The sequence below is a fragment of the Streptomyces sp. NPDC096048 genome, assembly GCF_044763415.1.
Taxonomy (GTDB): Bacteria; Actinomycetota; Actinomycetes; order Streptomycetales; family Streptomycetaceae; genus Streptomyces.
Map to the genome: position 1 here is coordinate 36,669 of NZ_JBIWGG010000015.1, position 23,116 is coordinate 59,784.

Here is a 23,116-nt window from a genome sequence, read left to right on the forward strand (position 1 = left end):
GTAATCACAGATGACGTTCGACATGGCGAACCAGTCGTGTCGCGCGCCCTGTCGAGAGGCAGCCCGCATGAGCCGCGCCGACGATCAGCCCGTCCAGTCCGCAGCCCCCGGCCGACGCCTGCTGTTGAAGGGCGCCGCGGCCGCGGGAGCCCTGGCGGCCGTCCCCGCCGTCGCGTCCGCCGCCCCCGGCAAGGCGGCCCCGTACGCGAACCCGCTCGTCCGCAACCGCGCCGACCCGCACATCCGTCGGCACACCGACGGCTTCTACTACTTCACGGCGACCGCCCCCGAGTACGACCGCGTCATCCTGCGCCGCTCCCGCACCCTGAACGGCCTCGCGACCGCCCACGAGTCCGTCATCTGGCGCAAGCACACCACCGGCGACATGGGCGCGCACATCTGGGCGCCGGAGATGCACCGCGTCGGCGGCAAGTGGTACGTCTACTTCGCCGCCGCGCCCGCCGAGCGCGTCTGGGACATCCGGATCTGGGTCCTGGAGAACTCCCACCCCAACCCCTTCCGGGGCACCTGGGTGGAGCGGGGCCAGGTGAAGACGGCCTGGGAGACCTTCTCCCTGGACGCCACCACCTTCACCCACCGTGGCACCCGCTACCTCACCTGGGCCCAGCACGAGCCCGGCATGGACAACAACACCGCCCTGTGGCTGTCGGAGATGGCGAACCCCTGGACACTGAAGGGGCCGCAGATACGGCTCTCCACGCCCGAGTACGACTGGGAGTGCGTCGGCTTCAAGGTCAACGAGGGCGCGTCGGTCATCGCCCGCAACGGTCGCCTGTTCATGACGTACTCGGCCAGCGCCACCGACGCCAACTACTGCATGGGTCTGCTGACCGCCGACGCGGACGCCGACCTGATGGACCCCGCGAACTGGTCGAAGTCGCCGACCCCCGTCTTCACCAGCAACGACACCACCGGCCAGTACGGTCCCGGCCACAACTGCTTCACCGTCGACCGGGACGGCCGCACCGACGTCCTCGTCTACCACGCCCGCCAGTACAAGGAGATCGACGGCGACCCGCTGAACGACCCCAACCGGCACACGCGCGTCCAGAAGCTCGGCTGGAAGGCAGACGGTACCCCGGACTTCGGCGTCCCGGTCGCCGACACGGCGCGGGCGCGGGCGTGAGCCCCGCCGCCGCGGCTCAGCTCTGCAGCCGGCTCCGCATCTGCGAAAGACGCCGGTCGAAACGGAGGTTGAACCAGGTCAGCCAGCCCATGGCCACGACCGCGAGAGCCAGGCTCCAGCTCCCGGCGGTGACGGAGCCGGAGACGAACCAGAGGATCGACGTGCCGAAGAAGATGAGGGCCAGGAGCGGGAACGCCCACCAGCGGTTGCGTCGCAGCCGCCGCTGACGGGAGTCGACCAGCGCCGCCAGGGCCTGCCGGCGTCGCGGATCCTCGGGGGGCGGACCGCCCTTGAGGATCCGCCGCTCCATGGCGGGCACGTCGTCCGGCTCCGCACCGGTGTCCCGCGCGTCGTTGCGACGGCGGCGGCGTACCAGGAAGACGATCCACAGACTCATCAGGGCCGCGCCGATCAGGGCATACGGCCACGCGTCGAGCCCGTCCACGATCAATCGGAAGATCAGATTCGCCGCCAGTGCGACCAGGCCGATGACCGACAGCCGGTCTCGCCAACGCCCTGCGGCGAATTCGTCGTGCCGCTCAGGTCTTCTCATGCTCACCTCTCGGTGTCGGGCCCAGCCGTGATGCCACGTGAGCGTCCAAGTACCCGCCCCCAAGCCGAGGACACTTCGGCCGGCACCGAAGCAACCGGCCCGTAGCGTGCGGGACATGAGCGACACGAACACCGCCACCGCCACCGTCACGCCCGCCGACGCCGTCACCGGCATGGTCGGCCACGTCCTGGCCCTGGCTGCCACCTGGACCCGCTGGGACGGGCGGCCCGCGCACGTCGACGACCGTGTCTACACCCCGCACAAGGCGATCCGGCGCGTCGCCGACCACATGGTCGACCATCTCGCGGAGCTGGAGGCGCGGTTGGCCGGAGAGGAGACGCGGCCCGACCACTGGCACGCCTCCATGGTCACCACGGACGCGGACCGCGCCGCCTTCACACAGGAGGACCTCGACGAGGCCCGCAGCCGCCTCACCCGGCTCGCCCGGATCTGGGCCAACCGCCTCGACGCGCTCACCGACGAGCAGCTCGACCACTCGCCCGGCGAGGGCTGGAGCTTCCGCCGACTCGCCGTGCACCTCACGGAGTCCGTGTACTACGCGGACGCGGTGGGTGACCTGTCGTGACCGCCTTCGCCGACCTCCACCGCGCCGGTGAGCCCCTGCTGCTGCCGTGTGCCTGGGACCACGCCTCCGCGCTCGCCCTCGCCGGGCAGGGCTTCCGGGCGGTCGGCACGACCAGCCTGGGCGTCGCGGCGGCGGGCGGGCTGCCCGACGGGGCGTCGGCGACCCGCGACGAGACGCTGCGGCTGGCCCTCGCCCTCGGCTCGGAGCCGTTCCTGCTGTCCGTCGACGCGGAGGACGGCTTCAGCGACGACCCCGACGAGGTGGGGGAGTTCGCGCGGCAGCTGGCGGCGGTCGGAGCCGTCGGCGTCAACCTGGAGGACGCCCTGGGTCCCGCCGACCGGCACGCGGCGAAGATCGCCGCGGTTCGGTCGGCGGCTCCCGGCCTGTTCGTCAACGCCCGCACGGACACGTACTGGCTCGGGGAGCACGGCGGCGACGGTCGAGGTGACGGCGAGGGTGACGGCGACGGCGGGGGCCGCTTCGCGGAGACGATGCGGCGCCTCGACGCCTACCGCGAGGCCGGCGCGGACGGCGTCTTCGTCCCCGGCCTCACCGCCCCCGGCCGGATCGCGGCCCTCGTCGCCCGCTACGACGTCCCGCTCAACATCCTCTACGCGCCCACCGGTCCGACTCTTCCGCACCTCGCCGACCTCGGCGCGGGCCGGGTCAGCCTCGGCTCGCTGCTGTACCGGCGGGCACTGGGCGCCGCCCTGGAGACGGCGGCCGACATCGGCGCGGGCCGGCGAGTGCGGGGCGCGGCACCGACGTACGACGAGGTGCGGGCGCTGAGCCGGGGGTGCGCGGACCCTGGATAAGGTCAGGGCATGTCGAACGAGTATCCAGCCGCACCGGGTTCCGACGGGCAGCCCCCCGGCCACCAGGGCGGCCCGTACGGCCCGCCACCCGGGGCCACTCCTCCGGGAGCCCACCCCGCGCCACCCGCCCCCGGCGCCCCGGGAGGACACGGCGCCCCCGGCGGATACGCCGCCCCCGGCGGGTACGGCGGCCCGGCTCCGTACGGCGCCCCCGGCGGATACGGCGCCCCCGGCGGATACGGCGCGCCCGGCGGGTACGGCGCCCCGGCTCCGTACGGCGCCCCGGGCTCCTATGGCGCGCCCGGCGGTCACGGCACCCCCGCTGCACCTGGCGGCTATGGCGCACCCGGTGCACCTGGCGGCTATGGCGCACCCGGTGCACCCGGCGGCGCTCCCGGTGGATACGCGGGCGCCCCGTACCCCTACGCCCCCGTGCCGCCGGCGACCATGCCGGGCAGTGTGCGCGCCGCGCAGATCCTGATCTGGGTGATGGCGGGGCTGGTGATGCTGGTCGTGGTCATCTGGGGAGCCGGTGTCGGCGCGGAGGAGGCGGGCCGACTCTTCGCCACGAACCTGATGGGCTGGGTGCTGTTCGTCCTCGCCTTCAGATACGGCACGGGCGGCAACGGTGTGCGGGTCGCGTCCATCGTGCTGGCGAGCGTGCAGATCGTGATGTCGCTCGGCGGGATCGCCCAGGGCAACGGGGGCGGCGGCATCCCGCTGTTCGGCGCCATCGCCCTCGTGGTCCTGCTCAACCAGGGTGCCGCGGCGCAGTGGTTCAAGCGCCCGCGCGCGGGTGGGCCGCCGTACGGTCAGTGACCGCGGGGGCCTTCCGTCTCCCGGGGCCAGTTCTCCAGCGCCACGTGCAGGGCGTCGACCGCCTTGTCCCAGGACGCCTGTACGTCGCGCGGGGCGCCGAAGCCGCCGGAGGCCTCCAGGGCGCAGTAGCCGTGGAAGGTGCTGCGCAGCAGGCGTACCGCGTCGGTCAGATCCGGTTCGGTCAGGCCGTAGGCGCGGAGCATGCCGTAGGTGATCTCGGCGGTGCGGCGCAGGGCGGGGGAGTCGGCGACGAGGGACTGGTCGACGCGGATCTGGGTCGCGGCGTAGCGGCCGGGGTGGCGCAGGGCGTACGCCCGGTAGGCGCCCGCGAAGGCGGCCAGCGCCTCCTGCCCGGCCCGGCCGGCCACCGCCACCGCGATCTCGTCGATCAGCTCGCCGCCGGCCAGCAACGCGACCCGGACGCGCAGGTCCTGGAGGTTCCTGACGTGCGTGTAGAGGCTGGCGTCCTTCACCCCGAAGTGCCGGGCGAGCGCCGAGACGGTGACGCTCTCGAACCCGGTCTCGTCGGCGAGGTCGGCGGCGGCCGCGACGACGCGGTCGGTTGTAAGACCCGCTCGGGGCATGGGCCACCTTCCGGCTTCCTAGGGCTCCTAGGTTTCATGCTAGGGCAGGCCGGGCGGCAGGCGGGGCTCATCTCCGAGTCGTTAAACGTTCATCTTCCGCCTCGATTCTCCTCACAGCCGCGCACGGCGGCGGTATCCAGGAGGACTTCATGGGGCACGGTCACGGGCACGGGCACACGCACGGCCATCACCACGGACACGCACACACGCACGACCACGACCACGACCACGAGGCCGCGCAGCCCCTGCCCGCCGCCTTCGACACCAACGTCCCCGACGAGGCCCTGAGCCCCGAACAGCAGTCGCGCCGCGGCCTGCTGCGCCGCGCGGGCCTGCTCGGCGCCGGACTCGCCGCCGGCACCGTCCTCGCCCAGAGCGCGACCGCCGCGCCCGCCCAGGCCGCGGGCAACGGGCGCCGCAAGAAGGGCTTCCTCTGGCTCGCCGGCGACCACCACATCCACACCCAGTACAGCAGCGACGGCAAGTACCGCGTCGTCGACCAGGTCCGCCAGGGCGCCCGGCACGGCATGGACTGGCTGGTCATCACCGACCACGGCAGCGTCACCCACGCCAAGATCGGTGTGGAGAAGGTCAACCCGGACATCCGCGCGGCCCGCGACGCCCACGAGGACACCCTCGTCTTCCAGGGCCTGGAGTGGAACATCCCGGCCGCCGAGCACGGCACGGTCTTCGTCCACCCCGGCCGGAACGAGGTCTCCGTCCTGAAGCAGTTCGAGACCGGTTACGACGGCAGCGTCAAGGGCGTCGGCGACTCCACGCCCGCCAACGAGGCGCTCGCCGTCGCCGGGCTCTCCTTCCTCGCCGACCAGGTGAAGCGGCGCAAGGTCAAGGACGCCCTGATGCTCGCCAACCACCCGGCGCGCAAGGGCATCGACTCCCCGCACGAGATCCGCGCCTGGCGCGACGCCACCTCCCGCCACCACCAGATCGCCGTCGGCTTCGAGGGCGCGCCGGGCCACCAGGCGGCCGGCCTGCCGAAGCCGCTCGGCATGGGCCGCGCCCGCGGCATCTACGACGGCAGCCCCGGCGCCAACTCCTTCCCCGGCTACCCGCTGGAGAGCTACCGCACCTGGGGCGGCTTCGACTGGATGACCGCCACCGTCGGCGGCCTGTGGGACAGCCTCATCGCCGAGGGCCGCCCCTGGTGGATCACCGCCAACTCCGACTCGCACCAGGTGTACGCCGACACCGCGGCCCGCGGCGGCGGCGACTTCAACGCCAACGGCCGCTACGACGACCCCGTCTACGCCGGGCAGATCGACGTCACGCAGGGCGACTTCTGGCCCGGCCAGTACAGCCGCACCCACGTCGGCTCCGACGGCTTCTCCTACGGCGCCGTCATGGACGGCATCCGCGCCGGACGCATCTGGGTCGACCACGGCCAGCTCATCAGCGGCCTCGATGTCCGCGTCTCCGGCGGCGGCCGCTGGGCCACGCTGGGCGGCGCCCTGCACGTCCGCAAGGGCACGCGGGTCACCCTGTCGATGGACGTGGCCCTGGCCGGCGGCCCCAACTGGGCCGGATTCACCCCCAAGCTGGCCCGGGTCGACGTCATCCAGGGCGACGTGACGGGCGCGGTCGCCGACAAGGACACCTTCACCGCGCCGACGGCCCGGGTCGTCAAGTCGTACGAGGTGAACAAGGACACGGGCACCGTCCGCCTCACCTACGACCTCGGCCGCGTCGACCATCCCGTGTACCTCCGCACGCGCGGCACCGACGGCAACCGGTCCGCCGTCGGCGCCCTGGGCGCGAAGGTCGACCCGGCGGGCCCGGCCATCGACGTCGTCGGTGACGCCGACCCGTGGCGCGACCTGTGGTTCTACTCCAACCCGGTGTGGATCCTGCCGTCGTGAAGCCGACCGCTTCCACGCCGACCGCTTCCACGTCGTACGCCTCCACCGCGTACGCCTCCACGGCGTACGCCATCGGCATCGACACCGACGCGACGACGCTGCGCGAGGCCGATCACCTGCTCCAGACGCTCGCGGCCGAACTCGACCTCCCCGAGGGCGTCTTCGGCTGCACGCACCTGGTGCGGGACGGCCGTCCGCGCGTCGCCCTGTCGCTCGCGACGGACGCCGTGGCGGCGGAGCCGGTCCTGCGCACCGCCCGGGACCGGCTCACCGCCCAGGGGTACGACGTCCGCGACGGCGCCCCGGACGAGGTCGGCCGCGCCGTCCTCTACCCGGGCGCGGGCGCCCTCACCGGCACGCTGACGCTCGCGGAGCTGCTCGCGCGCTCCGCGATCGACCGGGTGACGGTACTGGGCACGCCGGACGAACCGGCCCCGGACGCCCGGCTGGTCACCCGGGAACACGTCCGCCCCCAGTGGCAGGACGGCCGCCTCGTCCTGGCCGCCATGCCCGCCGCGGGCGGCACCCTGGTGCCGTTCGAGGACCCCGACCCGACGCCGTGCTGCGCGGACCACTGACGCGTCCGTAAGGTGGTCGCCGACCGGACAGGGGCGGGGCGGGGGAGGCGACCGGTATGAGAGGGCGGCGGCGGACGGCGACGGCCCGATGAGCCACGAGGCACGGGACACCGGACGTGCCGCCGGCCGTCCCCCGAAGGACCCGCGCCCCCTGTGGCGGCAACGGGACTTCGGCGTCTTCTGGGCCGCGCAGACCCTCTCCGTCCTCGGTGACTCCTTCGCCCTGATCGCCCTGCCCCTGCTGGTGCTCGAAGCCACCGGGTCGATCGCGCGGATGGGGATGCTCACGGCCGTCGGCGGCGCGGCCGCGGTCCTGGCGGCCGTGTTCGCCGGGGCCGTGGTCGACCGGGTGGACCGTCGCAAGCTGCTCATCGGCTGCGATCTCGTACGGATGGTCGTCTACGGGCTGGTGCCCGTCGTCTGGCTGTTCGGCCCGCAGATCTGGCTGCTCTACGTCGTGCTGCCGCTGTGCGAGGCCGTCGGCATGCTGTTCGCCGTCGGCTACGTCACCGTCGTGCGCGGCCTGGTCGGCACCGCACAGCTCACCGAGGCCAACGGACGCCTCAACGCCACCGCCGCCGCGGCCGGCGTGCTGGGCCCGCTGTGCGCCGGAGTGGTGGCCGGCTGGTCGGGACCGGCGACCGCCATCGGCGTGGACGCGGCCAGCTTCGGCGTCTCGGCCGCCTGCGTCGTCTTCGTCCGCTTCCGGTCCCGCCCCGCCGACGACGCCCCGGCCACCGGGAAGCGGCCCGGCCTGTGGCGGGACCTGCGCACCGGGGTCGCCTTCCTGTACGGGCATCCGGTGCTGCGCTCGCTCACCGTGCTGCTGTGCGGGTTCAGTTTCCTCACCCTGGGCCTGAACGACCTGGTCATCTACCACCTCAAGCACGACCTGGGCCGCGACGACGGCACGGTCGGCACCGTCATGGCGGTCGGCGCGCTGGGCACCATCAGCGGGGCGCTGCTGGTGGCACGCGCGCGCCGCGTGCTCGGCTTCGGCCGGACCTGGACCGGAGCGGTCGCGGTGTGCGGGCTGGCCTTCGCCGGTCTCGGCTGGGTGAGCGAGGTCCCCGCCGTAGCCGTGCTGAGCGCCGTCTTCCTCGCCTGCGTCGGCATGGCGGGCACCTGCTCGATGTCCCTGCGCCAGGAGGTGACCCCGGAGCACCTGCTGGGCCGGGTGACCTCCGCCTTCTGGACCCTCCAGTACTCGGTGGCGCCCATCGGCGCGGCCGTCCTCACCTGGGCGGCGGAACGGCGCGGCACCACTCCGGTCGCCCTGGCGGCGGGCGCGTGCTGCGTCCTCATCGCGGCCGTCGCACTGCTCACCCCGATCCGCCGAGCGGGCCGGACCTAGCCCGGCCCGTCCGGCCCCGCCGTCCCGTGCAGGCCGCCCGGTCCCTGCCGTCCGGTCCCGTCCCGCCCAGGCCCGCCCTGCCCTGCCCAGCCCCGGCCCGTCCCGCACCGCCCGGCCGGGGCCGTCAGCCGGCCAGCACCCCGCGTACGAACGCGTTGGTGAACTTCCCCGCCGGGTCCAGGGCCTCGGTCAGCGCCCGGAAATCGGGCAGCCGCGGGTACAGCGCGCGCAGTTCGCCCGCCGGCGTCGTGAACACCTTCCCCCAGTGCGGGCGGGCCGCGAACGGGGCCAGCGCCTCCTCCAGCCGCCGTACCACCGGCAGCACCGCCGCCGTGTCCTCGACCCAGGTGAAGTGCGCGGCCACGGTGTCCCGCCCGTACGCCGGGCTCAGCCACTGCTCGTCGGCGGCGACCGTGCGCACCTCGCAGGTCTGGAGCACCGGCGCGAGCGTCTCCCGTATCGCGTCCATCGCGCGCAGGGCGTCCAGGGCGTGCCCGCGCGGCATCAGGTACTCCGACTGGAGCTCGGCACCGCTGCTGGGCGTGAACTCGGCGCGGAAGTGCGGCAGCCGCTCGTGCCAGGGACCCGGCACCCCGAACTGCTCGGTGCAGTTCACCGCGGGCATGCCCGGCACCGGATGCATCTTCTCGACGGCCGGGGCGGCGTACGGGAACCCGGGCAGCGGCTGGTCGGTGCGCCGCTTCAGCCACGCCTGCCGGAAGCCGGACGCCCGCCAGTCGGTGAAAAGGCTCACGCTGTACGCCGCCGACATCACCGCCGAGAACGTCGCCGCGTCCAGCCCCTCCAGCGGCAGCTCGGTGAAGACGTGCTGCTCGACCTCGTAGGCCGGCTCCAGGTCGAGGGTGAGCGCGGTCACGACACCCAGCGCGCCGAGTGAGGTCACCGCGCCGCCGAACCGCTCGTCACCGCGCGCGATCGACACCGTCGAGCCGTCCGCCGTGACCAGCTCCACCTCGCGCACCACCGACGCCAGCGAGCCGTTGCCCACCCCCGAGCCGTGCGTGCCGGTCGCCACCGACCCGGCGACCGAGATGTGCGGCAGCGACGCCATGTTGGGCAGCGCCAGCCCCCGCCCGTGCACCACCCGGGCCAGCTCCGCGTACCGGACGCCGCCGCCCATCCGCACCGTACGGGCCGCCGTGTCGACGTCCACCTCGGCCGGGAGCGCGGCCAGCGACAGCAGGACGCCCTCGGCTCCCGGCTCGGCGATCTCGTTGAAGGAGTGCCCGCTGCCCAGCACCCGCACCCGCGCGCTGTCCGCCACCAGGGCCCGCAGCGCGTCCAGTGAGTGCGGCCGCAGGAGCTCCTTGGCCGTGTAGGTGATGTTGCCGGCCCAATTGGTCACGGTGATGTCGGTCATACCGCGGAAACCTACCCGGCGCGCCTGGAAGGGGCCCCGGGCGGGAAGCCGCACCGGCGGGGGCATACCGTGAGAAGTCGAACGCCTGAGCCGGGAGGAGACACGGATGGGCAGCCGCACCGCGCTGGTCGAGGATCTTATGGAGCGCTTTCCGCATGTGCCGCGGGAAGCCGTCTTCAAGGAGGACCTGCTCCGCGGCGGGGTTGCCTTCGACCCCTCCGCGCTCAGTGACAACGAGGACGGCGAGGTCAAGCCGAAGTCGTACTTCATCTTCTCCTTCGACCACGGCACCCTGCCGGAGCTGGGCGAGGCCGCGCTGCGCCGCCCGCCCGAGGAGATCATCCTCACCGGCGGCCCCTACGACCTGCGCCGCACCGTCGTCTCGGTCCGCGTGAACCCGGCGTCCCCCTACCGGGTCGCCGCCGACGAGCACGGCCAGCTCGGCCTCTACCTCGACGGCAAGCGCATCTCGGACGTCGGCGTGCCGCCCATGCCGGAGTACTACCGGCACAAGCTCGCCAATGGGAAGTCGGTCATGGAGGTGGCCCCGACCATCCAGTGGGGCTATCTGATCTACCTGACCGCCTTCCGGGTCTGCCAGTACTTCGGCGCCAAGGAGGAGTGCCAGTACTGCGACATCAACCACAACTGGCGCCAGCACAAGGCGGCGGGCCGCCCGTACACGGGCGTGAAGGACGTCGACGAGGTCCTCGAAGCGCTGGACATCATCAACACGTACGACACGGCGAAGACGTCCACCGCCTACACCCTCACCGGCGGCGCGATCACGTCGAAGGTCCAGGGCCTGGACGAGGCGGACTTCTACGGGCGCTACGCCAAGGCCATCGAGGAGCACTTCCCCGGCCGCTGGATCGGCAAGGTCGTCGCCCAGGCCCTGCCGAAGCCGGACGTCCAGCGCTTCAAGGACTACGGCGTCCAGATCTACCACCCCAACTACGAGGTGTGGGACGAGTACCTGTTCAAGATGTACTGCCCCGGCAAGGAGCGCTACGTCGGCCGCGACGAGTGGCACAAGCGCATCCTGGACTCCACCGACGTCTTCGGCGCGCGCAACGTCATCCCGAACTTCGTCGCGGGCGTCGAAATGGCCGAGCCCTTCGGCTTCAAGACGGTCGACGAGGCCATCGCCTCCACCACCGAGGGCCTGCGCTTCTTCATGTCGCACGGCATCACCCCCCGCTTCACCACCTGGTGCCCCGAGCCCACCACCCCGCTCGGCAAGGCCAACCCGCAGGGCGCGCCGCTGGAGTACCACATCCGGCTGCTGGAGGCCTACCGCGCCACGATGGACGAGTTCGGCCTCTCCTCGCCCCCCGGCTACGGCCTGCCCGGCGCCGGCCGTGCGGTCTTCTCGGTCAGCTCCTTCATGGACAGCCTGCCGGAGGACGAACCCGTCGAGGTGTGAGCCGCGGGTGAGACGTTCCGGCCCGGCTTCCGTATGACTCCCGCAGGGGCCGGTCCGCCCCGGGCCGGCGTTCCGCGCCCCTCGGGAGCCGCTTGTGAAGACGGTGCTTGTCAGTTGTGCCGGAGACGTGCGAAGCTCTGCGCCTGCCGTGAGGCCCTGCCCCAACTCCACCGTCCGAACGGTGAGTTGGCCTCACCCGTGGACGCAGTGGATGCAGGAGTCCGATGCCCGACCTGCCGAGCCCTCAGGACGCCGCCGAGGCCGCGCTGCTCGACGAGTGCTGGGACACGGTGCTCTCCTACGCCACCCTGTGCACCGCCGGCCCGCAGGCCGCCGTCCGGCTCGCCACCGAGGCGTTCGCCCACGGCATGCGCGAGGTCCGCGCCGCCGACGCGGCCACGGCGTGCGGCACCGCCCGCCGGCCGTCCCGGCTGCCCCGCGTCCCGCTCCTCCTGACCGCCGTACGCACCACCGCGGCGGCCTGGGAGGACGACGGGCGGGGCCACGGACTCGACGCCGGACTGCGGCTGTGGCTGGGCTCCGCCCAGGCCGCCCGCTACGCCGGTCCGCCGCCGCGCCGCCCGCTCGCGCTGCGCGGCCTCAAGGACATGCAGGCACCGGACGCGGAACTGCTGTGGCTGGCCGACGTGGAGGCCCTGCCGCTACCCGTGGTGGCCCGTCGGCTCGGCCTCGACCCGGCCACCGTGTCCGACGAACTCGCCCAGGTGCGCGAACTGTTCCGGGACCGCTGCCGCCGGGGCCACCTCGACGCGCCACCGGACGCGCGGTGCCGCGGCTACGCCCGGCTTCTGGACGCGGTGACCAGGTCGCCCGCGGCCGACACCCCCGAAGACCTCTCCCGCCACCTCGCCGCCTGCCCCGACTGCGCCGAGGCCGCCGCCTGTCTGCGCCCGCACGGCGGTGGACTGCCCGCGGCCCTCGCCGCCGGCGTCATCGGCTGGGGCGGCCTCGCCTACCTGGAACGCCGCCGCCGCGCCGCCGAAGCACGACTCGGCGCCGGGCGCCCCGCACCGGGCGACGACGACCGCGCCGACGAGCCGCCGGACGGCGCCCACAAGGCCCGCGTCGTCCGCGGCGGCCTCCTCGCCACCGCCGCCCTGGTGTCCCTGCTGGCGCTCACCGTCTCCCTGATGCCCTTCGGCGACACCGCCGAGGACACCGCGGCGTCCACCGGCACCGTCGACCGCCGATCGGCCGCCGCCCCGGACCGCACACCGCCGACGGCGGACCCGCAGCCGTCGCCGGACGCGTCACGGCCGTCCGCCGGCACCACCGCCCCCGCACCCGTCGAGACCCCGGAGCGGAAGGACCCCGACCCGGAACCCCAGGGCACCGCCACGCCCACCGCGAGCACCGAGACCCCGCCGGAACACGACCGTGACCGGCACCCGGCTCCGGCCCCCGGCACGGCCGCCCCCGCTCCCTGCCGCGTCCGCTACGACCTCGTCAACCAGTGGCCCGACGGCTTCCAGGCCACCGTCACCGTCACCACCCGCGGCGCCCTCGACTCCTGGCGCGTCGCCTGGACCTTCCCCGACGGCCAGCGGATCGGCCAGATGTGGGACGCGGGGCACGACCAGAGCGGCTCCCGGGTCACCGCCACGGCCGCCGAGTACAACAGGTCCGTTCCCGCGGGCGGCCGTCTCGCCTTCGGCTTCCTCGCCTCCTGGCGCGGCAAGAACTCCCCGCCGTACGACTTCACGCTGAACGGCCGGGCGTGCGAGCGGGCCTGACGCCGCGGGCCCCGAAAAAGGCGTTGACGCACCGCGGTACCCACGGGCTACTGTGGCGGCACGTCACGCGGTGATCGCCGCGAGGTGAGGAACGCACGAGTGAGGAGGTGTCGACCGATGGCTGTCGTTGCGAGGGGCGCTGCCCGCATCCAGGAATCCATCAAGTCCACCTCCGTGGCCACCGGCTGACCTCAGCCTTCCTGAGTCGTTCCGCCGGGGCCGCCCCCCGAAGGGTCACCCCTTGTCTTCCACCTCTTCCAGCTCCGTCTTCACCGCTCACTCCGCCCTGACCTCCCACGGCTGGGACGAGGACTGGGCCGACGCGTTCACCCCGTACGCCGCCGAGGGTCTGCTGCCCGGACGCGTGATCCGGGTCGACCGCGGACAGTGCGACGTCGTCACCGCCGACGGAGTCCTGCGGGCCGACACCGCCTTCGTCACCCCGCACGACCCGCTGCGCGTCGTCTGCACCGGCGACTGGGCCGCCGTCGAACCGGACGGCAACCCGCGCTACGTACGGACGTATCTGCCGCGCCGTACGGCCTTCGTCCGCTCCACCTCCTCCAAGCGGTCCGAGGGGCAGATCCTCGCGGCCAACGTCGACCACGCGATCGTCGCCGTGTCGCTCGCGGCCGAGCTGGACCTCGCCCGGATCGAACGCTTCCTGGCGCTCGCCTGGGAGTCCGGGGCGCAGCCCCTGGTCGTGCTCACCAAGGCCGACCTCGTCCCCGACCCGGTGACCCTGGGCCACCTCGTCCAGGACGTGGAGACCACCGCCCCCGGCGTGCCGGTGCTGTCCGTCAGCGCCGAGCAGGGGGAGGGACTCGACGTCCTCGCCGCCGTCGTCGCCGGCGGTACGGCGGTGCTGCTCGGGCAGTCCGGCGCGGGCAAGTCCACCCTCGCCAACGCACTGCTCGGCCGGGACGTCATGGACGTCCAGGCCATCCGGGACGTCGACGGCAAGGGCCGGCACACCACCACCACCCGCAACCTCCTCGTCATGCCCGGCGGGGGAGTGCTGATCGACACCCCCGGGCTGCGGGGCGTCGGGCTGTGGGACGCGAGCAGCGGGGTCGGCCAGGTGTTCGCCGAGATCGAGGAACTGGGCCGCGGCTGCCGGTTCCACGACTGCGCCCACGAGAGCGAGCCGGGCTGCGCCGTCCTCGCCGCCCTGGACACCGGCGAGCTGCCCCAGCGGCGGCTGGAGAGCTACCGCAAGCTCATGCGGGAGAACCAGCGCATCGTCGCCAAGACCGACGCCCGGGTGCGCGCCGAGATCCGCAGGGAATGGAAGCGCCGGGGCGCCATCGGCAAGGCGGCGATGGAGGCCAAGCGGGGCCGCGTGCGGTAGCCGCCACCGCCCACCACGGCCCCGCCAACGCCATGTCCGATTTCCGCCAGCCCGGCCGCCCGGGTCTGGCGGAGACTGGAGGGCGTGACGGGAAACGGGACGAAGACCGCGGAGCACCCGACGGACGAGGACAGCAGGTACGAGGCCGTACGCAGCCGGGACGGCCGGTTCGACGGCGCCTTCTTCTTCGCCGTCGAGACGACCGGCATCTACTGCCGGCCCAGCTGCCCGGCGGTCACGCCGAAGCGGCGGAACGTGCGGTTCTTCGCGACGGCCGCCGCCGCGCAGGGCTCGGGATTCCGGGCCTGCCGGCGGTGCCGTCCGGACGCCGTGCCGGGCTCGGCGGACTGGAACGTCCGCGCCGACGTCGTCGGCCGGGCCATGCGGCTGATCGGGGACGGCGTCGTCGACCGCGAGGGCGTCGCCGGACTCGCCGGGCGGCTCGGCTACAGCGCCCGCCAGGTGCAGCGGCAGCTCACCGCCGAGCTCGGCGCCGGGCCGGTGGCCCTGGCCCGCGCCCAGCGGGCGCACACCGCGCGCGTCCTGCTGCAGACCACCGGCCTGCCGGTCACCGAGATCGCCTTCGCGTCGGGATTCGCCAGCGTGCGGCAGTTCAACGACACGATCCGGGCCGTGTACGCGGCCACCCCGAGCGGACTGCGCGCCGCCGCCCCCGCACGTGACCGGGCGGCCTCCCGGCGCGCCGCCACCCCCTCCGCCGGTATCCCCCTGCGGCTCGCCCACCGGGGCCCCTACCAGGCCGGCCCCGTCTTCGACCTGCTCCAGCGGGAGGCCGTCGCGGGAGTCGAGGAGGTGAGCGGCGGGCCGGGCCGCCGCGTCTACCGGCGCACCCTGCGCCTGCCGTACGGCACCGGGATCGTCGCCGTGGACGAACGGCCGGGTCTGCCCGGGACGGGCAGCGGCGGCTGGCTCGACGCCCGCCTCCACCTGACCGACCTGCGCGACCTGACCACGTCCGTACAGCGGCTGCGGCGGCTGTTCGACCTCGACGCCGACCCGTACGCCGTGGACGAGCGGCTCGGCGCCGACCCCCGGCTGGCCCCGCTGGTCGCCGCCCGCCCGGGGCTCCGCTCACCGGGCGCCGCCGACCCCGACGAACTCGCCGTACGAGCCCTGGTCGGGCGGACGGAGGCCGAGCGGCTGGTCCAGCGCTACGGCAAGACGCTGGACGCCCCCTGCGGGGCCCTCACCCATCTCTTCCCCGAACCGGCCGTCCTCGCCGGGGCCGAGCCGGACGGCACCCTGGGCGCGCTCGCCGCCGCGCTCGCCGACGGCGCCGTACGCCTGGACCCGGGCGCCGACCGGGACGCCGCCGAGCAGGCGCTGCTCGCCGTGCCCGGCGTGGACGCCCGCACGGCCGCCGTGATCCGCACCCGCGCCCTCGGCGACCCGGACGTCGCACCGCCGGACCGCACCGTCCCCGACGCCTGGCGCCCCTGGCGCTCGTACGCCCTGAACCACCTGCGCGCAGCGGGAGAATGGGAGCACCGATGACCACGACCGTGACCACGGCCACCACCATGACCACGACCGACCCCATCACGACCACGACGTACTGGACCGAGACGGACAGCCCCGTCGGCACACTGCTCCTCACCGCCGGACCGGACGGCGCGCTCACCTCCCTCTCCGTGCCCGGGCAGAAGGGCGGCCGGAGCATCCAGGAGGGCTGGCGGCACGACGCCGGGCCGTTCCGCGCGGCCGAGGAGCAGCTCGCCGCCTACTTCGCCGGGGAGCTGACGGAGTTCCGGCTGCCGCTGCGCGCCGAGGGCACCGCCTTCCGGGAGCGCGTGTGGGCGGCCCTGGACGACGTGCCCTACGGGGCGACGACCACGTACGGCGAGATCGCCGCGCGCATCGGGGCCTCCCGGCCCGCGGTACGCGCCGTCGGCGGCGCGATCGGCGCCAACCCGCTGCTGATCCTGCGCCCCTGCCACCGGGTGATCGGCTCCGACGGCTCCCTGACGGGCTACGCGGGCGGCCTGGAACGCAAGACGCGACTGCTCACCCTGGAGGGCACCGTACCGGCCCGCTAGCCCGCCAGCACCGCGCCCAGCCACGCCCCGGTGATCAGCAGGCAGGCGAACAGTTCCGTCAGCACACCGGTGCCGCCCGAGCGCATCGCGGTCCGCAGGGCCGCCATCGCCTCGCCGTGCCGGCCGAGCCGCAGCCGTTCGGCGAGGTAGATGCCGCCCATGAAGCCGGGTATCGCGCCGAGCACCGGGACCAGGACGAAGCCGAGGAACGCGCCCGCGCCCGCGTACGCCGTGATCCGGCGGCCGGCGTCGTCCCGGCCCAGCCGCCTGGGCGGCAGCGTCCAGCGCACCGCCTGGGACAGGAGCAGCACGACCGTGGCGCCGACGAGCACGGCCCACGAGAGGGGCTGCGGATCCTTCAGCGCCCACCACAGGACCCCGGCCCACACCAGCCACGATCCGGGCATGCCGGGGAGCAGTACTCCGCACAGCCCGAGCAGGATCACCAGGCCGGACAGCAGGAGGTTCCACGCTCCCATCTGTCCAGCGTGCAGCAGCCGGGCGCGGTCCGCAGATGTCGGGCGGAGCGGGCGGGGGCGGCCGGCGGCCGGGTCAGCGTTTCCGGGCCACCCAGTCCCGCTCGTACGCGTGCCAGCCCAGCTGGAGCCGGGTCGAGACCCCCGTCAGCTCCATCAGGCGCTTCACCCGGCGCTGTACGGTCCTCAGCCCCAGGTCGAGCTGCTTGGCGACGCTCGCGTCGGTCAGGCCGGCCAGCAGCAGGGAGAGGATCTCCAGGTCGGTGGCGTCGGGCCCGTCCGGGCCGTGCTCGCTCACGCCGGCGGCGCCGAGCCGCAGCGGCAGCGCGTCCCGCCACACCGACTCGAACAGGCCCGACAGCAGTTCCAGCAGACCACTGGCGTGCACGACCAGCGCGGCCGGCTCCGAGGAGTGCGCCGTGAGCGGGACCAGGGCCAGGGCCCGGTCGGCGATCACCAGCTTGGTCGGCACCCGGTCCACGACCCTCACCTGCTCGTCGCGGCCCAGTGCGGCGGTCAGCTCGGTGATGCCGGTGGGCAGGTCCAGTACCGTCCGCTCGACCACCACCCGGTACCCGACCCCGCGTCCGGCCGCCTGTTCCTCCGCGTCGTTCTCCATGCCGGTGACGGCGACGGGGTTGCCGGTGACCAGCGCGCACACCTCGTCGCTCGCCCCCAGCTGGAGCTGGAGGAAGCGCTGGGCGACCGCCGAGGCGCCGGTCACCACCTCCACCAGGTCGTGCACCGCGGGCTCGGCCGCCGCCGCCCGGTACTCCTCGGCCAGCAGCGCCGTCGCCAGCTCCGCCTTCTCCAGCTCGTGCCGCTGCTGGGTGAGCAGCGCGCCCAGGGCCACCCCCGGCGGCGCGGCGACCCAGCGGCCGGGGCGGGCCGACGACTGGGCCGCCAGCCCGTTCTGTTCCAGCCGGCGCAGCGCGTGCTCCGTGTCCCGCTCGCCGAGCGCCAGCCGCCGGGCCAGATCGGGCACCTCGGCCGCACCCAGGGACACCAGTGCCCGGTACGCCGACTCGTGCGTGTTCTCCAGCCCCAGCACTCCCAGCATCAGGCGTCGTCCCTCCCCGAGAACAAACCTCACCACCACAACGTGCCGAGCCGTCCGTGGCGGAAAACGGCCACGGCGCAAACCCGCCTCCGGACATCATCGCCGTACCGCCGGTCACTCTGCCAAGGTGGCGTCGCCGAGCGGTTCTCCCGTGGGGGGTGGGACCGCTCGGCCACCCCACCTCGCGACACGTGTTCGACACGTCCCCCGACACGGCGTCCGTCGCGGTGCCGGTCCGCCGGATTTTCCGGATGCCCCGTTTTCCTACGGCTCCGTCGGTGGACAATCAGGAGCATGAGTCAGCAGGGGGGAACACCCACCGGTCGTGACGACGACTGGTGGGGGCAGCTGTACGACGACTCCACCGGCGACACCGGCCCCACGGCCGCGCCCGATTCCCTGGACGACCGGTTCGCCTCGGCGGCGGGGACGGTGGCCCGCCGCCCGGACCACGGCACCGCGGACGGCACGGAACCGCCCACGGACGCGGCAGACCGCGGCCAAGCGGCGGAGCGGCCCGGCCCCGTGCCGCCCCCCGTGTCGCCCCCCGCCCCGTCGCCGGCCGGGCGCCGGGCTGGGCCGCGTGGGCGTACCACCTCGGGGACCGGCCCCGCCGACCTCACCGACCCCCCCGCCACGAACCTGCCGCCCCCACCCCGGGCCACCGCCGACCTGCCCCCGCTCCCGCCGCCGTTCCTCCCCTCGCAACCTCCGGAGCCCCTGCCCGCGCCGTTCCGGGACGGTGCCGGCGAGGTCTCGTCCGCCGCGCGTGACTACGTCGGCTCCGGTCCGCCCACCTACGACGCCGAGCCCACCGCGTTGCCGGCGGCGGACCCCGATGGGCTCGACGGACTGGTGGCGGACACGGTGCTGGACGGTGCCCGGTACGGGACCTGCACGCTTCGGGCCGTCTCCGTACGGGGGGACTCCGCGCGGTACCGGGGCGAGCCGCGCCGCGACGCGCTGCTCGTCGCGCGCTTCGGCGCGGGGGAGCAGGCACTGGTCCTGGTGGCGATGGCGACCGGCGCCCGCGCGACCGCGGGAGCGCACCGCGCCGCCGCCGAGGTGTGCCAGTGGATCGGCCGGGCCGTGGGCCGCAGCCACGCCCGGCTCGCCGAGGACCTGCGGGCCGCCCGGCGCGGCGAGCTGAAGTCCGGACTGCACCGCCTCACCGACCGCAGCCTCGGCAGGCTCCGGGCCGGCGCCGCCGAGCAGGGGCTGGCCCCGGACGAGTACGCGGCCACCCTGCGCTGTCTGCTGCTGCCCGCCGACCCGGAGTGCCGTACCCGGGTCTTCTTCGGTGCCGGCGCGGGCGGCCTGCTCCGGCTGCGGGACGGAGCCTGGCAGGACATGGAACCGGGTGTCGGCGAAGTCGCCGGTGAGCCCGTCCTCGGGTTCGGCTCGGCGCCGCGAGCGAGGCCGGGCGAGGCGCCGAACGGGACGCCGGACGAGACGCCCGAGGGTGACCGGCTCACCATGGACCTGGGCGTCACCACACCGCCCGGACCGTACGACGGACCGCCCGCCGAGCCGTCCCGCGAACCCTTCCGCTTCCGGGCCTCCATAGCCCGCCCGGGTGACGTGCTGCTGATGTGCACCACGGGCCTCGCCGAACCCCTGCTGAGCGAGCCCGAGCTGGGGGAACTCCTGGCACGGCGGTGGGCCGGCCGCACCCCGCCCGGTCTGGCGGACTTCCTCACCGACAGCCGCGTTCGGGTCAAGGGCTACGCCGACGACCGTACGGCCGCCGCCGTCTGGGAGGCGTGACGGCGCCCGTTGTGCCATAGCTGGAGCCATGGCCAAACAGAACGTCGCGGAACAGTTCGTCGACATCCTCACCCGCGCCGGAGTCAAACGCCTCTACGGAGTCGTCGGCGACAGCCTCAACCCGGTCGTGGACGCCGTGCGCCGCCACTCCGGCATCGACTGGGTGCACGTCCGGCACGAGGAGACCGCCGCCTTCGCCGCCGGAGCGGAGGCCCAGATCACCGGGAGGCTGGCCGCGTGCGCGGGCTCCTGCGGCCCGGGCAACCTCCATCTCATCAACGGCCTCTACGACGCGCACCGCTCGATGGCCCCCGTCCTCGCCCTCGCCTCGCAGATCCCCTCCAGCGAGATCGGTCTCGGCTTCTTCCAGGAGACCCACCCCGACCAGCTCTTCCGCGAGTGCAGCCACTACAGCGAGCTGATCTCCAGCCCGAAGCAGATGCCGAGGCTGCTCCAGACCGCCATCCAGCACGCGGTCGGCCAGGGCGGCGTCAGCGTCGTCTCCCTGCCCGGCGACATCGCGGACGAGCCGGCGCCGGAGAAGGCCGCCGAGACGGCACTCGTCACCTCCCGGCCGACCGTCCGCCCCGGCGACGAGGAGATCGACCGGCTGGTGCGGATGATCGACGACGCCGACAAGGTCACCCTGTTCTGCGGCGCCGGCACGGCGGGCGCGCACGCCGAGGTCATGGAGTTCGCCGGGCGGGTCAAGTCGCCGGTGGGGCACGCCCTGCGCGGCAAGGAGTGGATCCAGTACGACAACCCGTACGACGTGGGCATGAGCGGCCTGCTCGGCTACGGCGCCGCCTACGAGGCCACCCACGAGTGCGACCTGCTGATCCTGCTCGGCACGGACTTCCCGTACAACGCCTTCCTGCCCGACGACGTGAAGATCGCCCAGATCGACGTCCGGCCCGAGCACCTCGGCCGCCGTTCCAAGCTGGACCTCGCGGTGTGGGGCGACGCGAAGGAGACGCTGCGCTGCCTGATCCCGCGGGTGAAGGAGAAGAAGAGCCGCCGCTTCCTCGACCGGATGCTCAAGAAGCACGCGGACGCGCTGGAGGGCGTGGTCAAGGCGTACACCCGCAAGGTCGACAAGCACGTGCCGATCCATCCCGAGTACGTCGCCGCCGTGCTCGACGAGATGGCCGACGACGACGCGGTGTTCACCGTCGACACCGGCATGTGCAATGTCTGGGCCGCCCGCTACATCTCACCCAACGGGCGGCGCCGCATCATCGGTTCCTTCTCGCACGGCTCGATGGCGAACGCGCTGCCGATGGCGATCGGCGCCCAGTTCACCGACCGGCGCCGGCAGGTCGTCTCGATGTCCGGCGACGGCGGGTTCACCATGCTGATGGGCGACTTCCTCACCCTCGTCCAGCACGATCTGCCGGTGAAGGTCGTCCTCTTCAACAACTCCTCGCTCGGCATGGTCGAGTTGGAGATGCTGGTCGCGGGCCTGCCCTCGCACGGCGTGGCCAACGTCAACCCCGACTTCGCCGCCGTCGCCGAGGCCTGCGGTGCCTTCGGGGCGCGGGTGGAGAAGCCCAAGGAGCTGGCCGGGGCGCTGAAGGCCGCGTTCAAGCACAAGGGGCCCGCCCTCGTCGACATCGTCACCGACCCCAACGCCCTGTCCATCCCGCCGAAGATCAGCGCCGACATGGTCACCGGCTTCGCCCTGTCCGCCTCGAAGATCGTGCTGGACGGCGGTGTCGGACGCATGCTCCAGATGGCCCGCTCGAACCTGCGCAACGTGCCGCGACCGTGACCGGCGCCATGGCCGGCGCGAATCGACATGACTGCCGGGGGTCCGAACGGGCAAGGCTTCCCCGTGAAGGCGTTCGAACAGGAGGGGAAACGACATCGGTACGCGGACGGGGGACATGAAGGGACAGACGGCACCACAGCTCAGTCGACGGCTGGGGCGGGCGGACCTGCGGGCGGTGCCCGAGGCCCGGCGCGCCCTGCGTGAGCTGCTGCGGCACTGGGGAGGCCCCGGGCGGTCGGACGTCGCGGAGCTGCTCACCAGCGAGCTGGTCACCAACGCGCTCGTCCACACCGACGAAGGCGCCGTCCTGACCGCCACGATCGGACCGCGCGCGCTGCGGGTCGAGGTGCGGGACTTCGTCGGCCGGCTGCCCCGGCCGCGCGCCCCGGAACCGGAGGAGAGCACCAACGGAAGAGGCCTGCTCCTGGTGCGGTCCCTCGCCGACGACTGGGGCGTGCGGCCCTGCGAGGCGGGAAAGTCGGTCTGGTTCGAACTGGACGCCGAGGCCGCCTGAGGCGCCGGGAGCCCCGGCGCCTCACACCTCCTCCAGTTCCGGCCGAACCACCGCTCCAGCGGCTCTAGCCGAACTGCTGCTCCAGGTCCTTGAGCTTGCGCTCCAGGGAGTCCAGGCGCGGCAGGGCCTGGGTGTCGTCCTCCGCGGTGAGGTCGACCGTGACCGGGTCACTTCCGTGGCGTACCGGCTGCAGGGAGGGACGCCGGCCGACGGGCAGGGGCTCCGGGGTGGATATGGCAGGCTCCGCGGTGGCGCGCTCGGTGCCCCGCTCCACCTGCTGCACCTCGACCTCGACCTGCCGGCCGCCCCGACCGGGGAAGCCGCGCGGGCCGTGGCCCCGGCTGATCGCCTTCAACTGCGCCCGCTCCAGACGCTCCTGCTCGCGCCGCCGCAGCTTCTTCTCCTCCTTCTTGCGCATGTCGTCGCGCACCTCCTCGACCGCCTCGTCGAGGCTGCGCACGCCCTCCAGGAGCATCAGCGACCAGGCGCGGTACGTCTCCCGGGGGGCCCGCAGCCAGCGCACCATGCGGATCTGCGGCAGCGGACGCGGCACCAGGCCCTGCTCGCGCAGGGCGGCCCGGCGGGTCTGCTTCAGGGCCCGGTCGAACAGCACCGCCGCCGACAGGGACATGCCCGCGAAGAAGTGCGGGGCGCCCGCGTGACCGATGCCGCGGGGCGCGTGCACCCAGTTGAACCACGCCGCCGCGAAGGCGAACGTCCACACGAGTATGCGGGAGCCGAGCGCCGCGTCACCGTGGCTGGCCTCGCGCACCGCGAGGACGGAGCAGAACATCGCCGCTCCGTCGAGCCCGAACGGGACCAGGTACTGCCAGCCGCCGCTCAGGCCGAGGTTCTGCTCGCCGAAGCCGACCAGACCGTGGAAGGAGAGCGCCGCGGCGACCGCGGCGCAGCAGAAGAGCAGGACATAGGAGAAGGTGCCGTAGAGGGCCTCCTTGCGCCTGCGGCGCTCCTCCATGCGCTCCCACGAGTCGTCAGCGCCCGCGTCCTTCCCCGAGGAACGCTTGCCGCGCGCGAGCACCGCCACCGCCGCCAGCATGCCCAGGAGCAGCACGGCGCCCGGAAGCAGCCAGTTCAGCGATATGTCGGTCAATCTCATCTGGGGGTCCCTTGCATTGGGATAGGGCGTAACGCCCGCCATGGTGGCCCAAACCCAGCGGCCCTCAGGGGGTTTCGAGGCAAGAGGCAGCCAAGGGAGTGTGAGGGGATGCCCAGGGCGGCGTTCTGC

21 protein-coding genes are annotated in these 23,116 nt (G+C 73.8%); 15 read left to right on the plus strand and 6 right to left on the minus strand.

The window, feature by feature from the left end; translation table 11 throughout:
- Positions 1-67 precede the first annotated feature (67 nt).
- Positions 68-1,147 carry a family 43 glycosylhydrolase gene (locus ACIQ6R_RS33335; protein WP_404225468.1) on the plus strand — a complete coding sequence of 360 codons (1,080 nt, stop codon included), beginning with the start codon at positions 68-70 and terminating at the stop codon, positions 1,145-1,147.
- 16 nt (positions 1,148-1,163) lie between these two features.
- Here the strand turns inward: ACIQ6R_RS33335 and ACIQ6R_RS33340 are convergent, their stop codons facing one another.
- Positions 1,164-1,700, minus strand: coding sequence for an LPXTG cell wall anchor domain-containing protein (locus ACIQ6R_RS33340; protein WP_404172108.1), 537 nt, complete (start codon positions 1,698-1,700; stop codon positions 1,164-1,166).
- 115 nt (positions 1,701-1,815) lie between these two features.
- Here ACIQ6R_RS33340 and ACIQ6R_RS33345 point away from each other — a divergent pair, with 115 nt between their 5' ends.
- The 3 genes from ACIQ6R_RS33345 (at position 1,816) to ACIQ6R_RS33355 (ending at position 3,920) form a co-directional block, all read left to right on the plus strand.
- Positions 1,816-2,286, plus strand: a complete 471-nt coding sequence (locus ACIQ6R_RS33345) for a hypothetical protein (protein ID WP_404172105.1) — start codon at positions 1,816-1,818, stop codon at positions 2,284-2,286.
- Positions 2,283-3,101 (plus strand): isocitrate lyase/phosphoenolpyruvate mutase family protein, encoded by an 819-nt coding sequence (locus ACIQ6R_RS33350; protein WP_404172102.1) that lies wholly within the window; start codon positions 2,283-2,285, stop codon positions 3,099-3,101. The genes ACIQ6R_RS33345 and ACIQ6R_RS33350 overlap by 4 nt, the downstream gene beginning before the upstream one ends.
- A 432-nt stretch (positions 3,102-3,533) precedes the next feature.
- The gene (locus ACIQ6R_RS33355; RefSeq protein ID WP_404225470.1) at positions 3,534-3,920 is read left to right on the plus strand and encodes a hypothetical protein; all 387 of its coding nucleotides are present in this window, start codon (positions 3,534-3,536) and stop codon (positions 3,918-3,920) included.
- Here the strand turns inward: ACIQ6R_RS33355 and ACIQ6R_RS33360 are convergent.
- Complete coding sequence (locus ACIQ6R_RS33360) at positions 3,914-4,504, minus strand: TetR-like C-terminal domain-containing protein (RefSeq protein ID WP_404225472.1); 591 nt, start codon at positions 4,502-4,504, stop codon at positions 3,914-3,916. The genes ACIQ6R_RS33355 and ACIQ6R_RS33360 overlap by 7 nt on opposite strands.
- Positions 4,505-4,653: 149 nt before the next feature.
- Here ACIQ6R_RS33360 and ACIQ6R_RS33365 point away from each other — a divergent pair, with 149 nt between their 5' ends.
- The 3 genes from ACIQ6R_RS33365 to ACIQ6R_RS33375 all read left to right on the plus strand — a co-directional run bounded on the left by ACIQ6R_RS33365 (position 4,654) and on the right by ACIQ6R_RS33375 (position 8,313).
- Positions 4,654-6,381 (plus strand): PHP domain-containing protein, encoded by a 1,728-nt coding sequence (locus tag ACIQ6R_RS33365; RefSeq protein WP_404225473.1) that lies wholly within the window; start codon positions 4,654-4,656, stop codon positions 6,379-6,381.
- A gap of 71 nt (positions 6,382-6,452) precedes the next feature.
- Entirely contained in the window at positions 6,453-6,959 is a 507-nt protein-coding gene (locus tag ACIQ6R_RS33370; protein ID WP_404225674.1) for a hypothetical protein, read from the plus strand.
- A gap of 88 nt (positions 6,960-7,047) precedes the next feature.
- The gene (locus ACIQ6R_RS33375) at positions 7,048-8,313 is read left to right on the plus strand and encodes an MFS transporter (protein ID WP_404225475.1); all 1,266 of its coding nucleotides are present in this window, start codon (positions 7,048-7,050) and stop codon (positions 8,311-8,313) included.
- Between the two features lie 124 nt (positions 8,314-8,437).
- On the opposite strand, the gene ACIQ6R_RS33380 is transcribed toward ACIQ6R_RS33375, so the two are convergent.
- Entirely contained in the window at positions 8,438-9,694 is a 1,257-nt protein-coding gene (locus tag ACIQ6R_RS33380; RefSeq protein ID WP_404225477.1) for an FAD-binding protein, read from the minus strand.
- 106 nt (positions 9,695-9,800) lie between these two features.
- Here ACIQ6R_RS33380 and ACIQ6R_RS33385 point away from each other — a divergent pair, with 106 nt between their 5' ends.
- The 5 genes from ACIQ6R_RS33385 (at position 9,801) to ACIQ6R_RS33405 (ending at position 16,282) form a co-directional block, all read left to right on the plus strand.
- Positions 9,801-11,120: a radical SAM protein gene (locus tag ACIQ6R_RS33385; RefSeq protein WP_337304705.1), complete on the plus strand. Its 1,320-nt coding sequence runs from the start codon at positions 9,801-9,803 to the stop codon at positions 11,118-11,120.
- A 224-nt stretch (positions 11,121-11,344) separates the two neighbouring features.
- Positions 11,345-12,874 carry a cellulose binding domain-containing protein gene (locus ACIQ6R_RS33390; protein ID WP_404225479.1) on the plus strand — a complete coding sequence of 510 codons (1,530 nt, stop codon included), beginning with the start codon at positions 11,345-11,347 and terminating at the stop codon, positions 12,872-12,874.
- A 241-nt stretch (positions 12,875-13,115) separates the two neighbouring features.
- A complete protein-coding gene (gene rsgA / locus ACIQ6R_RS33395) occupies positions 13,116-14,225 on the plus strand; it encodes a ribosome small subunit-dependent GTPase A (RefSeq protein WP_404225481.1) in 1,110 nt (369 codons plus the stop codon).
- An 84-nt stretch (positions 14,226-14,309) separates the two neighbouring features.
- On the plus strand, positions 14,310-15,740 hold the full coding sequence (locus ACIQ6R_RS33400; protein ID WP_404225482.1) for a bifunctional transcriptional activator/DNA repair enzyme AdaA: 1,431 nt from the start codon (positions 14,310-14,312) through the stop codon (positions 15,738-15,740).
- Positions 15,737-16,282, plus strand: a complete 546-nt coding sequence (locus tag ACIQ6R_RS33405; protein WP_404225484.1) for a methylated-DNA--[protein]-cysteine S-methyltransferase — start codon at positions 15,737-15,739, stop codon at positions 16,280-16,282. Before ACIQ6R_RS33400 ends, ACIQ6R_RS33405 begins: the two co-directional genes overlap by 4 nt.
- On the opposite strand, the gene ACIQ6R_RS33410 is transcribed toward ACIQ6R_RS33405, so the two are convergent.
- The gene (locus ACIQ6R_RS33410) at positions 16,279-16,761 is read right to left on the minus strand and encodes a DUF456 domain-containing protein (RefSeq protein WP_404225486.1); all 483 of its coding nucleotides are present in this window, start codon (positions 16,759-16,761) and stop codon (positions 16,279-16,281) included. The two genes, ACIQ6R_RS33405 and ACIQ6R_RS33410, sit on opposite strands and share 4 nt — an antisense overlap.
- Positions 16,762-16,834: 73 nt before the next feature.
- The gene (locus tag ACIQ6R_RS33415; RefSeq protein ID WP_404225488.1) at positions 16,835-17,818 is read right to left on the minus strand and encodes a helix-turn-helix domain-containing protein; all 984 of its coding nucleotides are present in this window, start codon (positions 17,816-17,818) and stop codon (positions 16,835-16,837) included.
- A 294-nt stretch (positions 17,819-18,112) separates the two neighbouring features.
- On the opposite strand from ACIQ6R_RS33415, the gene ACIQ6R_RS33420 reads away from it, so the two are divergent.
- The 3 genes from ACIQ6R_RS33420 to ACIQ6R_RS33430 all read left to right on the plus strand — a co-directional run bounded on the left by ACIQ6R_RS33420 (position 18,113) and on the right by ACIQ6R_RS33430 (position 21,870).
- Positions 18,113-19,585: a protein phosphatase 2C domain-containing protein gene (locus ACIQ6R_RS33420; protein ID WP_404225490.1), complete on the plus strand. Its 1,473-nt coding sequence runs from the start codon at positions 18,113-18,115 to the stop codon at positions 19,583-19,585.
- Between the two features lie 28 nt (positions 19,586-19,613).
- A complete protein-coding gene (locus ACIQ6R_RS33425) occupies positions 19,614-21,356 on the plus strand; it encodes a pyruvate dehydrogenase (protein WP_404225492.1) in 1,743 nt (580 codons plus the stop codon).
- 115 nt (positions 21,357-21,471) lie between these two features.
- Positions 21,472-21,870: an ATP-binding protein gene (locus ACIQ6R_RS33430; RefSeq protein ID WP_404225494.1), complete on the plus strand. Its 399-nt coding sequence runs from the start codon at positions 21,472-21,474 to the stop codon at positions 21,868-21,870.
- A 64-nt stretch (positions 21,871-21,934) separates the two neighbouring features.
- Here the strand turns inward: ACIQ6R_RS33430 and ACIQ6R_RS33435 are convergent, their stop codons facing one another.
- A complete protein-coding gene (locus ACIQ6R_RS33435; protein ID WP_404172057.1) occupies positions 21,935-22,987 on the minus strand; it encodes a DUF2637 domain-containing protein in 1,053 nt (350 codons plus the stop codon).
- Positions 22,988-23,116 lie beyond the last annotated feature (129 nt).